Below are 14,120 nucleotides of genomic sequence, written 5' to 3' on the forward strand. Positions count from 1 at the left end.
CTTTTTTAATTTCAGAGGTTTTTCTAACGCAGAAAAACCTCTTTCCACAAAGAAAGAGGTTTGAAGTTTATCTTCTCCCCTCTTATCTGCCAGAAAGTCTACTTTCTGCTGGAATTAGCACCGTGCCTTTTGGCGTAATAAACGCCCCATTTCACAATGGTATTATGGTCGGTTGCTGGGCTTCATCGGGCCAAATCCCTCCACCTGCTCTTGATAAGAGTTGTATATTTTTTTAGAATTTTTAACTTTATGTTGAAGACTATATCAAGAATAAAAATCACTTGTCAACATTTTATTTGTATAATTCGGGACGGCGATCTGCAAAAACTGGAATTCCTTTACGAACTTCTTTAATTTTCTCGAGTTTGAGCTCTCCAAATAAAATAGATTCTTCTTCATTTGCCTCTACTACAACTTCACCCCAAGGATCCACAATTAAAGAATGACCTGCAAACTCATTGTTCGGATCCTTTCCTGCTCTATTGCACGCAACAACATAACACTGATTTTCAACTGCTCTCGCCTGTAAAAGCAAACGCCAATGCGCTAAACGTACTAATGGCCATTCTGCTACAACAAATAAAACTTTTGCTCCTTTAGCAGTATGGACACGCATCCACTCCGGAAAACGAATATCATAACAAATTGTGCCAGCGCACTCTACATCATCTAGCATAAATTCACCCGTACCATTACCCGCTACTAAATATTTATGTTCATCCATAAGCTGAAATAAATGCACTTTACTATATTCATTTACTAGCTGCCCTTCGCGGCTTACAACATACATCGTATTTGTAACACCTTGCTCTGTTTGCTTTGCTATGGAACCACCAACAATATGTACACCATATTGTTTCGACCATTCTTTCAACATTTCTTGCGTTTTCAATCCATCCCTATCTGCAATCTCAGAAAGCCTTGTTAAATCATATCCTGTTGTCCATAATTCTGGTAAGACGATAATACCTGGTCTTTCCTTCATCGCCTCGTTTATTTTACTTTTAGCATTCTCAATATTTTTTTCTACATCTCCAAAGATAATATCCATTTGAATACATGCGACTTTCATTTTGTCCGCCCCATTCTTAATTTTTTCTTTACAAAATACTGGAAAGATTATATCATTTGTCACTAGAATTGTAACAACTTTCAAAAGAGGTGGAAAGTATGAAATTATTTCAACCTTCCAAAGTAGTAACATCATTGCCAACACAATTTTTCGCTTCACTTGTTGCAAAAGTTAACAAAGTCGTTGCAGCTGGTCACGATGTTATTAATCTAGGTCAAGGTAATCCAGATCAACCAACACCGCAGCATATCGTAAAAGCTTTACAAGATGCTGCCGAAAAGAGCATTCATCATAAATATCCGCCATTTCGCGGACACGAAAGCCTAAAAGAAGCCGTGGCAGCATTCTATCAGCGTGAATATGATGTAGTAGTAAATCCAAAAACTGAAGTTGCTATTTTGTTTGGTGGAAAAGCTGGATTAGTAGAATTACCAATTTGTTTTACAAACCCTGGTGATACCATTCTCGTTCCAGATCCAGGCTATCCAGATTATTTATCCGGAGTTGCTCTAGCAAAAGCGCACTTTGAAACAATGCCGCTTATTGCAGAAAATAATTTTTTACCGGATTATACAAAAATTGATGCCTCTGTTGCCCAGCGAGCAAAGTTAATGTTTTTAAACTACCCAAATAATCCAACTGGTGCTGTTGCATCAAAAGAATTCTTTGATGAAACCATTCATTTTGCTAATAAACATAACATATTAGTTGTTCACGATTTTGCTTATGGTGCTATTGGGTTTGATGGTCAAAAGCCGGTTAGTTTCTTGCAAGTAGACGGCGCCAAAGATACAGGAATTGAAATTTATACTTTATCAAAAACTTTCAATATGGCTGGCTGGCGTATTGCTTTTGCAGTGGGTAATGCAAGTATCATCGAAACAATTAACCTATTGCAAGATCATATGTATGTTAGTATTTTTGGTGCAGTTCAAGATGCTGCCCGCGAAGCGCTATTAAGTTCGCAGTCTTGTGTAATAGATCTTGTAAATAGTTACGAATCTCGAAGAAATGCTCTTATTAAAGCTTGTCACTCGATTGGTTGGAATGTAGATATTCCAAAAGGATCATTCTTTGCATGGCTTCCTGTACCAGAAGGCTATACATCTGAGCAATTTTCTGATATTTTGCTAGAAAAAGCACATGTTGCTGTTGCCCCTGGTGTTGGATTTGGTGAGCACGGCGAAGGGTATGTTCGTGTTGGTCTCTTACATACAGAAGATCGATTACGAGAAGCGATTAATCGCATTGATAAATTAAAGTTTTTCAAAAAGTCATTGACAACATAAAAAATATCTGACAAAATTCAGTTATCTTAAAAATTTAAACATTTCTAAATACTTCTTATCAAGAGCAGGTGGAGGGACGAGCCCGACGAAACCCGGCAACCGATCTACAATTGTAGACACGGTGCTAATTCTCGCAGCGTTACGCTGACAGATAAGGAGCTGGTTGTAAAAAAACCTCTCCTTAGCTGAGAGGTTTTTTTATTTAACTAGGAGGTTATAACAATGAGCGGAATTATAGCGACATATTTAATCCACGATGATTCTCACAACTTAGAAAAGAAAGCGGAACAAATTGCAATTGGTTTAACAATTGGTTCATGGACCCATTTACCACACTTATTACAAGAACAATTAAAACAACATAAAGGCAATGTCATTCATATTGAAGAGTTAGACGAACAAGAACATATTAACTCTTATCTTGGCAAAAAAGTATCACGTGGAATCATTAAAATTCATTATCCATCGCTGAACTTCAGCCCAGACTTACCAGCCATTTTGACAACAACATTTGGAAAACTTTCGTTAGATGGGGAAATTAAACTAATTGATTTAACATTCTCCGACGAATTAAAGAAACAGTTCCCTGGACCACAATTTGGAATTGAAGGCATCCGAAACCTTTTACAAGTTCAAGATCGCCCTCTTCTAATGAGTATTTTCAAAGGGATGATAGGACGGAATATTGGATATTTAAAAACTCAGCTACGAGATCAGGCAATTGGAGGCGTAGATATTGTAAAAGATGATGAAATTTTATTCGAAAACTCATTAACACCACTTACAAAAAGAATTGAATCTGGGAAAGAAGTTTTACAATCTGTATACGAAACTTACGGACATAAAACTTTATACGCAGTAAATTTAACAGGGCGAACTTATGATTTAAAAGAGAACGCGAAACGTGCGGTGGTAGCTGGAGCAGACATTCTTTTATTTAATGTATTTTCTTATGGATTAGATGTACTGCAATCACTTGTAGAAGACGATGAAATTCCAATTCCTATTATGGCACACCCTGCTGTAAGTGGCGCATATTCGTCATCGAAACTATACGGGTTCTCTTCTCCATTACTACTTGGAAAATTACTACGTTACGCTGGTGCTGATTTCTCTTTATTCCCATCACCATACGGCAATGTTGCATTAGAAAAAGAGGAAGCTCTTCTCATTACAGAAGCATTAACTGAGGAAGACCACCATTTCAAGAAAAGTTTTTCTGTCCCATCTGCTGGTATTCACCCTGGTTTCGTTCCCTTTATTCTACGAGATTTCGGTAAAGATGTTGTTATTAATGCCGGCGGCGGGATTCATGGGCATCCAAATGGAGCTCAAGGTGGTGGCAAAGCTTTCCGTGCTGCCATTGAAGCTACTTTACAAGGTAAACCACTCCATGAAGTGGATGAAATAAATTTGCATAGCGCACTACAAATATGGGGAAATCCTTCTCATGAGGTGAAATTATGAGTATTCAAGTATTTTGTGATTTCGATGGTACGATTACAAATAACGATAATATCATGTCCATTATGGAAAAATTCGCACCACCAGAAGCAGAGCAAATAAAGCAAAAAATTTTATCGCAAGAACTTTCTATTCAAGAAGGCGTTTCTCAATTATTTCGATTAATACCCATTAATCTACAGGATGATATTATTCAGTTTTTAAAAGAAACTGCTGAAATTCGTGCAGGTTTTCATGAATTCATACGATTTATTACTGAAAATAACATTTCCTTTTACGTTATATCAGGTGGAATGGATTTCTTCGTCTATCCACTCTTACAAAAAATAATCCCTAAAAAACAAATTTATTGTAATGCAGCTGACTTTTCAGGAGAATTTGTCGAAGTTAAATGGCCGCACCCTTGTGACGAGCAATGTCAGCATAGTTGCGGTCTCTGTAAATCATCATTAATTCGTAAACTAAGCTCTAAAGATGATTTTCATATTGTGATAGGAGATTCCATTACTGATTTACAAGCAGCAAAACAAGCAGATAAAGTATTCGCCCGTGACTTCCTTATTACAAAATGTGAAGAAAATCATATTGCTTATACATCCTTTAACACATTTCACGATATTCAAGTCGAATTACAACATTTGTTGGAGGTGAAATCATGAAACAACTTTTTCGTCAGTGGTATGACTTAAGTGAAATAAAAAAAGAATTAACAACTCGGAATTGGTTTCCAGCAACAAGTGGAAATATTTCTATAAAAGTCAGTCATGATCCCCTTACTTTTCTTATTACAGCAAGTGGAAAAGATAAAACAAAAACCACTCCAGATGATTTTCTATTAGTAAATCATCAAGGAGTTCCCGTTTTAGAAACTGAGTTACGCCCTTCAGCAGAAACAATATTACATACACATATTTATAACAGTACGAATGCTGGGTGCGTACTTCATGTTCATACAACTGATAATAATGTCATCACAAATTTGTATAGCGATAAAGTCACCCTTCAAAATCAAGAAATTATTAAAGCTCTTGATATTTGGGAAGAAGGTGCAACGATTAACATTCCTATTATCGAAAATGATGCTCATATCCCAACGCTTGGAGAGAAATTTCGAAAGCATATACAAGGAGATTCAGGAGCAGTATTAATTCGAAACCATGGCATTACCGTATGGGGCCGTGATAGCTTTGATGCAAAAAAAAGATTAGAAGCTTATGAGTTTTTATTCCAATTTCATATAAAATTATTATCAATTCAAGGAGGCGTTTCTAATGGCGCAAATTCGTATTCATGAGGAAAATACTCGTATTGAAAATGAAGTAGAAGTATCAAACTTTCTACAAGGAGAAGATGTTTTATATGAGAAATGGAATATTTCTAAACTTCCTACTCATTTAAAAGAAAATTACTCCTTAACAGATGAAAACAAAGCTGACATATTAACGTTGTTTTCAAAAGAAATTGCTGATGTTTCAGAGCGCAGAGGGTATAAAGCATATGATGTGATCTCACTTTCAAATAGCACACCTAACCTTGACGAGTTATTAATTAATTTTCAAAAAGAACACCATCATACTGACGATGAAGTTCGCTTTATTGTCAGCGGTCATGGCATCTTCGCTATTGAAGGAAAAGATGGTCGATTCTTTGACGTTGAACTTGAGCCTGGTGATCTTATATCTGTACCTGAAAATGCAAGACATTATTTTACCTTACAAGATGACCGCCAAGTTGTAGCTATTCGTATTTTTGTTACAACAGAAGGTTGGGTTCCAATTTATTAAGGTAGCTAGTTGAATAAAAGAAATTGGAGCCCCTTTTCCAACCTTTTATTCACTCTACATATATACATCCTCCTATGGAACAGGCTTATTTCATTTTCTGAAATAAGTCTGATTTTTTATTTACTCAAGAACTTCTTCTCTTCCTTTTCAAGGGAGAATTACCCTCTTCGATTTTTAACACTTTTTGAACATTTATTGAACTTTTTTTGAATTTTTTCTGAAAATTCTGTTTTATATATGATATACTACAATTACTAATAAGGAAAATAATATCGCAAACAGAGGGGGATAATCATGAGTTTACTTATTGCACTTATACTTGGAGTTACATGCGGAGCTATTCCTGTTATTTTAGGCGCTATTATGGAAGAGTTAGAAGTTGGTGTTTTAGGTTTTGCTGCATCTTGTGTAAGCGCTTTATTTTTTGGTTTATATGGCGCTATTCCTGTTTCTATTCTGTGCGCATTTTATATAATACGCCATGCTCGAGCGAAACAGTTTGGTCCTAATCACATTGCACAAATTATTCCATTCCCAATTGAAAGATGCCGTCGCGCTTCAAACTTATAATTCCTGCCCATATAAATAAAAAGTCCTCAAATGAGGACTTTTTATTTATTCTCTTCTAGAAATTGAAACAATTCTTGCAAATGAAGTGCATCTTCACTATAGCTAACGGATACATGACATGTCCCTTCAATCTCAGCATGCATATAAAGGGCAATTCCATCCCGATCATATTTCAATGCCAAATAAAACTCCATTTCCTCTAACATCTTTTTCGAGGTTCGGATGACATAATGTCCTTTCTCATCTCTTCCATATTCAAAATCTGGTCCAAAATCGTATTTTTGTTTAAAAGCTTCTTTTTGCTTATCATTAATCTGTACACAAGTTGCTCGCTGCACAGCATCAATCATCTCGTCAAACTTTTGGAGATCCATTTCATTTACCCCCTTATATACTTTTTGTATAATACTTGTGTTCCGCTATTCTCTTTTCCATCTGCGATTAGCTCTTCATACAATTCCTTCGCTAGGGTTAAACCCGGTACTGGTAATTGTAATTTTTCAGCTTCATCTAAAGCAATCTTCATATCTTTCATAAAATGCTTTACATAAAAGCCAGGTTCAAAATCTCCTTTTAACATTCGAGGAGCTAAATTACTTAATGACCAGCTACCTGCTGCTCCTGTCGAAATACTCTCTAATACTTTATCTGCATTAAGTCCAGCCTTTTTCGCATATGCTACCGCTTCACATACTCCTATCATGTTAGAAGCAATTGCAATTTGATTGCACATTTTTGTATGTTGTCCACTCCCAGCAGGGCCTTGCAATTGAATATTTGTTCCTAGTTTTTCAAATAAAGGTAAGCAAATATCATATATTCTGTTCTCTCCACCGACCATAATTGCTAGTCTAGCTTCTTTAGCCCCAACGTCCCCTCCAGATACTGGTGCATCTAATGTATATATATTCTTGCTTTTCGCAACTTCATTAATACGTTTTGCCAATGTTGGTGTAGATGTCGTAAAGTCAATTGCTATCGTACCTTCATTTGCATGTTCTAAAATTCCATCTATCCCAAAATACACTTCTTCTACATCATGAGGGTAACCAACCATCGTCATAACAACATCAACTTTCTTTACTAACGCTTTCGGTGTATCACACCAAGTCGCACCCTCTTGCACTAAAGAATCCGCTTTTTCCTTCGTTCTATTATATACATATACTTTATAACCACTTTGCATTAAATGGTTAACCATACTTTTTCCCATCACACCAATACCAATGAAACCTATTGATAAATTTTTATTCTCCATCTTCTCATCCCCTTTGTTCTAATAAATCATTTACCATCTTCCTAAATTCCTTATTAAAATCATCATCCAAACCATTCTTCACATTTGAGAATAAAATAACAAACGTTCCTTTTTCTTTATTGAAATTATTAAACGTATTCCAACCCGATAGTACACCATGGTTATGGAAAAAATCAGGATATATGTAAAAGCTAAATGCATATTTTTTCTCTGCAGAAGGTGTAAACATCGCTTGTATACTTTGTTCAGAAAGAAGCTTTCCATTTATAATCGCTTCATCTAATTTCTTCATATCGCCTACTGTCGTATACATCTCACCAGAGCCATATAACCAGTCCATCCCTAATTTTTGCGCTGGTACAAGTTCTTGATCTTTCTTCACATAACCCTTCGTGAAGTTTTTATCTCCAGGCACCATATTTCCCATACCTGATTCATGCATCTCTGCCTTTGTAAATATATTTTCTTTTATATAATCTCCTAAAGGCTTTTTCGTTATATTTTCTATAATATATGCGAGCACCATATAATTATAATCCGTATACTTCCAACCTGTTCCTGGTGGAAAATCTAACTTTTGACTTCCAATCCAATTTATTAAATTTATACGTGAAGCTACATTAACCTTCCCTTTCCCATTTTCCGGTAAACCAGATGTATGCGTTAATAAGTGATATAACGTGATGTTCTTATCTGCTGGAAATGAAGAAATGTATTTATTTACATTATCTTGGATATTTAACTTCCCCTGTTCTTGTAACTGTAAAATGGATGTAGCAACAACTGTTTTCGTAATAGAACCGATACGATATTTTGTTTGAGGCGTATTTTCTATTTTATTTTGAACATCAGCATATCCATATCCTTTATTCAATATAACATGCTCTTTATCTGTCACCAAAACTGTCCCATTAAATTGCTTTCCTACTAAATACTGATCTAACTTTTGAGATATACTAGCATAATTAATTTTTTGTACTTCTTCTATATTATCCTGTACCTCTGACTCAATAGCAGGAGTTACCTTTGTTGTTAATACTGCTTGTTCCTTTGGATCTGGACTATAGAGAAAATAGTATACTCCCCCGCAAACTACAGCAGACAGTGAAGCCATAACCATTATTTTTTTTATCATATTGTTCCTCCGTAATTACTTCATTTAAAATGGTCCCCCCATATTCTATTATCAGGTAATAAAAAAAAATCGCAACAATTTGTTGCGAAAAATCACATTTTTTCTTTTCTATATATACATACTTGATTTTTCCCATTTTTTTTTGCTTCATATAATGCAATATCCGCTCTTTGCATTAATTCTTCTTTAGTAATCCCATTCTCATGTAACGCAACTCCAAAACTCGCTGTTAATTTCGAAATTCCAGAGAATTGCTTTGTTTCAATAAAAAATCGTAATGACTCCGCAACTTGAAACGCTTCTTTTTCTACCGTATTTGTCACTAATATTATAAACTCCTCTCCTCCCCACCTTGCAAATATATGTTGATGTTCAAGTTTAGATTTCATAAGATCTGCAAGTTGTACTAATGCTAAATCGCCAAAATCATGACCATATGTGTCATTTACTGATTTAAAATTATCTATATCAAACAAAATAAGTGCTATTTTTTCATCATTACGTATTACATTCTCCCACTCTTTCTCCAATATTTGTTGGAATTTCAAACGATTATATATTTCTGTCAATGAATCTATCATTGCAAGTCTTTCTTGCTCTTGATAGATTTCATCTAATTCTGTAATCTCTGTGCATTTTACTATAAATCGCGACAAGTCTTCTGGTAATGGTGTCGCACGTAATAGAAAAGTAAATGCTTCTCCTTCATAATTGTACATTTTAATTCTTCTTCCATTTGATAAAGTATCATCCAACCATGTTATATCGTGAGTCGTCGAATAATATCCGTTCTCTCTAATAAGATGTTCTGCAAACACTAAATGTTGTTCCCGATACGTAAATAAATTATCATATCCGAAGAATTGTAAAAAATTCGTATTACAATCAACAATCTCATCATCTTCTACTATAAATAATAAATCATTTTGAAAATCAAACATCGTTTGAAGCAATTCTTGTTGTAAACCTACTTGCCGCACTAAAGAAAGTTGATATAAACTTTTATTTACTTCCTCTAGTACCACTTGTGGGGTTACTGGTGCTATAACAATATTACGTATTCCTAACATTAGTAAATCTGCAAACTCATTGTTTATCTGTTGATCCCAAATGATAATGAATGTACTCCGTGAATCATATATATTCTTTATATATTTTATTTGAGCAAAATCTGTTACATACATAATTACAATATGCGGTCTAGTTCTATGAAACAATATTTCTCCTTCTTCAAAACTATTTGCTATAAACATACATTTTGGATGGACATTTTCTATCGTTTGTTGATGTGTACATCCATCTTCTATATAAAGGACATTCAACTGAAGATCTTGTAATACATTTTGGAAAACAGTATTCTCTAATAAAAAATGTAGTATGTTCATCACTAGTCTTCACTCACTTCATATATCTTGTTTTACTGAATTCCTCACAATCATTTTATAAAGGATTATTCTCAAAAAAATCCGATTAGTGAGGGATACATATTAACAAGCTAATTGAGAATGTTATCTTCGCTTATCTACTATGGAAATTCCTTTTTTAGTGTATGATTATATGAATTGTATCGTTTGTATGAATGCCCTGCCTTATTATTTAAAACTTGACAATTAAAATAAAATTATTATATCCTTAAGCTCGATAACTTACAAAATGTAAGTATAATATATTACATTTATTTTATATTAAGTTGATATGTAATTTGGAGGATATATAATGACAAACAATGACTTTTTTAACGTTTTATATGAGCGCACATCTACACGTGCATTCAACCCTGAAAAAGAAATTTCATCTACAGAATTACACGAAATTTTAAAAGCAGCTGCTCAAGCACCTTCTGCTTGGAACTTGCAACACTGGAAATTCCTTGTTTTCCAAGGCGAAGACGTACAAAAACGATTACATCCAATTGCTTATAACCAACAACAAATTCTTGATGCTTCTGCCGTAGTCGCTATTTTAGGTGATTTAGAAGCATATAAAAATGTTGAACCTGTTTACGGTCCAATTGTAGAACAAGGATTTATGAAAGAAGAAGCAAAAGAGCGCTTAGCTAAAAACATTGAATCTGCATATACTCGTGAGCAATACCCACGAGATGCTGCCTTTTCAAATGCTGCTTTAGCAGCAATGCAACTTATGCTTGCTGCTAAAGCAACTGGCTGGGATACTTGTGCAATTGGTGGTTTCAACCCACAAGCACTAATGGAAGAATTTAATGTTTCATCTCGTTACGTACCAATTATGCTTATTACAATTGGTGAATCAACTTTAAAAGGTCACCCTGCACCGCGCATGAGCGTAGAACAAGTGAGTGAATGGGCGAAATAATAAAAAAACGAAGGTAATTTCATTACCTTCGTTTTTTTATATTCTGTCACACATCCGTAATATTACAATGTATTATTCGACATCTACACATAGAAAAATCGTAATATCCACGCTATCCCCATAAACAAATATGACGTTTCGTGTCGAAATTTGTTAAAGTATCGAAATATAACCGTGTATTTTTGTTACAATTGTGATACAATGATAACAAATAGATAACAAGAGAGGGATTTTCATTGAGTTCATACGGAAGCTTTATCGCACTTTTAAGTTACATAGTAACTGTACTACTGCTATATTTTATTGGCGATGCTGCAAACATATCAGTGTTACAATTCCCAAAAGAAGAAGCGTTACAATTAGAAGCAGAAAAACATACTGCACGATCCATTGCACCACTACTCTTAGCTCTTCCCGTATATATCATCGTTTTATATAAAAGCAAAAAAGTGTAAAGACTACCTATTTCATTAATTTTGGTGGTCTTTACATTTTTTTGTGATATTTCCCCTATTTCAAACATCATTCCGTAATAAACACCCATCTAGTCATTTAAAATGAGAAAATCCCCTAGAAAAATTTCCATTATCTGTCCAGTCACCGACTGCCGAACTTACATAGATTATAAGTGTGAAGGGGGTGATGAGGATTATGTTTGGATCATTTGGATGCTGTGATAACTTTAGAGAATGCCATCATCGTGAAAGAGAGTGTGACCATCGCGAGAAAGAGAGAGAAAGAGAAGAAGTTAGACCACACCGACCTGCTGTATGTAACGTACTTGCTACCATTTCAGTTGGAACAGAAATTTCTCTTTTAAGCATTAGAGGCCATCAATCATTCCGCAATGTAATTTTTGAAGGATTCTGTAACGGTGTTGCTCTTTTCTCTGCTTTAGCTCGTAATGACAAAGATAACAACAATAATAATAATAAAGACGATAAGAACAATCAAAATACTTTTACTGGCATTTTACGTGTATGCCCAACTGATATTATCGCGGTTGCTATCTAATTCTGTTCTTTATCCTCAATAGCCGCAAAATAAGATTTACTTTTCTCATAGAAAAAACCTGAGATCGATTTCGAATCGACTCAGGTTTTTTACTATTATATGCTTTTAACTAATTCAACAACTTCTTCAGCAGTTGACATTGTTAATGCTTTTTCTGCTAATGTTTCCATTTCTGCTTTTGACAACTTGCTTAGTTGTGTTCTTGCAGGAAGAATAGATGTTGCACTCATACTGAACTCATCTAAACCTAGTCCTAATAATAATGGGATAGCAAGTGAATCTCCTGCCATCTCACCACACATACCAGCCCACTTGCCTTCTTTATGAGCAGCATCGATAACCATTTTTACAAGACGTAAAATAGATGGGTTATATGGTTGGTATAAGTAAGCTACACGTTCGTTCATACGGTCTGCAGCCATTGTGTATTGGATTAAGTCATTTGTTCCGATAGAGAAGAAATCAACCTCTTTTGCGAACTGATCTGCTAATACTGCTGAAGCTGGAATTTCAACCATCATACCAATTTCAATAGAATCAGAAACAGTTGTACCCGCTTGAACAAGTCTTTCTTTCTCTTCTAATAAGATTGCTTTCGCTTGACGGAACTCATCAAGAGTTGCAATCATTGGGAACATAATTTTTAAGTTACCGTATACGCTAGCACGAAGTAATGCACGAAGTTGTGTACGGAACACATCTTGCTCATCAAGACATAAGCGAATTGCACGGTATCCTAAGAATGGGTTCATTTCTTTTGGTAAATGTAAGTATGGAAGCTCTTTATCTCCACCAATGTCAAGTGTACGAACAACGACTGGTTGATCTTCTTTTACACCTTCAAGAACTGCTTTATACGCTTGGAACTGCTCTTCTTCTGTTGGAAGATTGTCACGGCCCATGTATAAGAATTCTGTACGGTATAAACCAACGCCTTCTCCGCCATTATCGATAATACCTTGTACATCATTTGGTGTTCCGATATTAGCAACAAGCTCAACATGATGCCCATCACTTGTTACAGTTGCTTGGTCTTTTAATTTTGCCCATACAGCTTTTTGCTCTTCAAATTTCGCTTTCTTTTCTTCAAAAGAACGAAGAGTTTCTTCAGATGGGTTTACAATTACTTCTCCATCTAAACCGTCAATGATTACGATATCGCCATTTTGGATTTTCTCCATAACAACTTTCGTGCCAACAACAGCTGGAATTTCCATAGAACGAGCCATAATTGCAGAGTGAGATGTACGTCCACCGATATCAGTTGTGAAACCTTTTGCATACTTACGGTTTAACTGAGCTGTATCAGATGGTGTTAAATCTTCAGCAATAATGATTACTTCTTCAGAAATTGTACCAGGATTTGAGAAGTTAATTCCTAGTAAATGTGCAAGAACACGTTTTGTTACGTCGCGAATATCTGCAGCACGTTCTTTCATATATTCGTTATCCATGTTTTCAAACATAGAAATAAACATTGATGCAACTTCATCCATTGCAAATTCAGCATTTACTTTTTCGCTATTTACTTTATCTTTTACTGGATTTACTAATTCTGGATCATTTAATACTAATAAATGTGCTTCAAAGATAGCAGCTTTATCAGCACCTAGCTCAGCAAAAGCGTGGTCCTTAATAGCTTCTAGTTCAGATTTTGCTTTCTCAAGCGCAGCGTCTAAGCGTGCAATTTCAGCAGCTTCGTTTGTAATTGATTTCTTTTCAATGTTAAATTCAGGATTCTCAAGTCTGAAAGCCTTTGCAATAGCAATCCCACTTGATGCAGCGATCCCTTGGATGTTAAGAGTCATTATTCTCCTAATCCTTCGTTTTTCATAGTTTCTTCGATAGCTGCTAGTGCTTGAGCTGCATCATCACCATTTGCAGTGACCTTAATTTCCGCGCCTTGTTGAATTCCTAAAGACATAACACCCATGATTGATTTTAAGTTAACGTTTTTCCCGTTATACTCTAAGTTAATGTCAGAACCGAATTTGCTTGCAGTGTTTACAAGTAGAGTTGCTGGACGAGCATGAATTCCTGAGTCGCTAGTTACTTTAAAGATTTTTTCCATGATAATTTATCTCCTTTAAATACAGTATTTTTTTAGTTGTATAGACGTTAGTACTACATCATCTATTGTATATAATAGGCGATGTTCGGTCAACCACATCGCCTATTATAATTATAAACATTTTGCGTC

16 protein-coding genes and 2 riboswitches are annotated in these 14,120 nt (G+C 35.1%); of the genes, 9 read left to right on the plus strand and 7 right to left on the minus strand.

What is annotated here, in order from left to right; genetic code table 11:
* Positions 1-79: 79 nt before the first annotated feature.
* A riboswitch (SAM riboswitch) is annotated at positions 80-220 on the minus strand.
* A gap of 72 nt (positions 221-292) precedes the next feature.
* Positions 293-1,156 (minus strand): carbon-nitrogen family hydrolase, encoded by an 864-nt coding sequence (locus FT637_RS02330; RefSeq protein ID WP_193644980.1) that lies wholly within the window; start codon positions 1,154-1,156, stop codon positions 293-295.
* A 14-nt stretch (positions 1,157-1,170) separates the two neighbouring features.
* Here FT637_RS02330 and FT637_RS02335 point away from each other — a divergent pair, with 14 nt between their 5' ends.
* From FT637_RS02335 to FT637_RS02360, 6 genes are all read left to right on the plus strand, one after another.
* On the plus strand, positions 1,171-2,361 hold the full coding sequence (locus FT637_RS02335) for a pyridoxal phosphate-dependent aminotransferase (RefSeq protein ID WP_193644981.1): 1,191 nt from the start codon (positions 1,171-1,173) through the stop codon (positions 2,359-2,361).
* Positions 2,362-2,413: 52 nt separating this feature from the next.
* A riboswitch (SAM riboswitch) is annotated at positions 2,414-2,519 on the plus strand.
* Positions 2,520-2,583: 64 nt separating this feature from the next.
* Entirely contained in the window at positions 2,584-3,828 is a 1,245-nt protein-coding gene (gene mtnW, locus FT637_RS02340) for a 2,3-diketo-5-methylthiopentyl-1-phosphate enolase (RefSeq protein WP_193644982.1), read from the plus strand.
* Complete coding sequence (locus tag FT637_RS02345) at positions 3,825-4,484, plus strand: 2-hydroxy-3-keto-5-methylthiopentenyl-1-phosphate phosphatase (RefSeq protein WP_193644983.1); 660 nt, start codon at positions 3,825-3,827, stop codon at positions 4,482-4,484. The genes mtnW and FT637_RS02345 overlap by 4 nt, the downstream gene beginning before the upstream one ends.
* Positions 4,481-5,119, plus strand: a complete 639-nt coding sequence (locus tag FT637_RS02350) for a methylthioribulose 1-phosphate dehydratase (RefSeq protein ID WP_002111581.1) — start codon at positions 4,481-4,483, stop codon at positions 5,117-5,119. Before FT637_RS02345 ends, FT637_RS02350 begins: the two co-directional genes overlap by 4 nt.
* Positions 5,097-5,609 (plus strand): 1,2-dihydroxy-3-keto-5-methylthiopentene dioxygenase, encoded by a 513-nt coding sequence (locus FT637_RS02355; RefSeq protein WP_193644984.1) that lies wholly within the window; start codon positions 5,097-5,099, stop codon positions 5,607-5,609. The genes FT637_RS02350 and FT637_RS02355 overlap by 23 nt, the downstream gene beginning before the upstream one ends.
* Positions 5,610-5,903: 294 nt before the next feature.
* A complete protein-coding gene (locus tag FT637_RS02360) occupies positions 5,904-6,179 on the plus strand; it encodes a hypothetical protein (RefSeq protein ID WP_193644985.1) in 276 nt (91 codons plus the stop codon).
* 41 nt (positions 6,180-6,220) lie between these two features.
* Here the strand turns inward: FT637_RS02360 and FT637_RS02365 are convergent, their stop codons facing one another.
* From FT637_RS02365 to FT637_RS02380, 4 genes are all read right to left on the minus strand, one after another.
* Positions 6,221-6,553, minus strand: a complete 333-nt coding sequence (locus FT637_RS02365) for a DUF3909 family protein (protein ID WP_002122159.1) — start codon at positions 6,551-6,553, stop codon at positions 6,221-6,223.
* A gap of 5 nt (positions 6,554-6,558) precedes the next feature.
* Entirely contained in the window at positions 6,559-7,437 is an 879-nt protein-coding gene (locus FT637_RS02370) for an NAD(P)-dependent oxidoreductase (RefSeq protein WP_193644986.1), read from the minus strand.
* A gap of 4 nt (positions 7,438-7,441) precedes the next feature.
* A complete protein-coding gene (locus FT637_RS02375) occupies positions 7,442-8,572 on the minus strand; it encodes a serine hydrolase domain-containing protein (RefSeq protein WP_193644987.1) in 1,131 nt (376 codons plus the stop codon).
* 92 nt (positions 8,573-8,664) lie between these two features.
* Positions 8,665-9,957, minus strand: coding sequence for a GGDEF domain-containing protein (locus tag FT637_RS02380; RefSeq protein ID WP_193644988.1), 1,293 nt, complete (start codon positions 9,955-9,957; stop codon positions 8,665-8,667).
* Between the two features lie 331 nt (positions 9,958-10,288).
* On the opposite strand from FT637_RS02380, the gene FT637_RS02385 reads away from it, so the two are divergent.
* The 3 genes from FT637_RS02385 (at position 10,289) to FT637_RS02395 (ending at position 11,920) form a co-directional block, all read left to right on the plus strand.
* Positions 10,289-10,906, plus strand: coding sequence for a nitroreductase family protein (locus tag FT637_RS02385; RefSeq protein ID WP_002066978.1), 618 nt, complete (start codon positions 10,289-10,291; stop codon positions 10,904-10,906).
* Positions 10,907-11,142: 236 nt separating this feature from the next.
* Positions 11,143-11,361, plus strand: a complete 219-nt coding sequence (locus FT637_RS02390) for a hypothetical protein (RefSeq protein WP_002088422.1) — start codon at positions 11,143-11,145, stop codon at positions 11,359-11,361.
* A gap of 196 nt (positions 11,362-11,557) precedes the next feature.
* Positions 11,558-11,920, plus strand: coding sequence for a DUF3915 family protein (locus FT637_RS02395; RefSeq protein WP_193644989.1), 363 nt, complete (start codon positions 11,558-11,560; stop codon positions 11,918-11,920).
* 95 nt (positions 11,921-12,015) lie between these two features.
* Here the strand turns inward: FT637_RS02395 and ptsP are convergent, their stop codons facing one another.
* Both ptsP and ptsH read right to left on the minus strand, forming a co-directional pair.
* Complete coding sequence (gene ptsP, locus FT637_RS02400; protein WP_193644990.1) at positions 12,016-13,728, minus strand: phosphoenolpyruvate--protein phosphotransferase; 1,713 nt, start codon at positions 13,726-13,728, stop codon at positions 12,016-12,018.
* The gene (ptsH, locus tag FT637_RS02405; protein WP_002033915.1) at positions 13,728-13,991 is read right to left on the minus strand and encodes a phosphocarrier protein HPr; all 264 of its coding nucleotides are present in this window, start codon (positions 13,989-13,991) and stop codon (positions 13,728-13,730) included. The genes ptsP and ptsH overlap by 1 nt, the downstream gene beginning before the upstream one ends.
* Between the last annotated feature and the right edge of the window lie 129 nt (positions 13,992-14,120).

Source organism: Bacillus cereus, from assembly GCF_015071065.1.
GTDB lineage: Bacteria > Bacillota > Bacilli > Bacillales > Bacillaceae_G > Bacillus_A > Bacillus_A cereus_BA.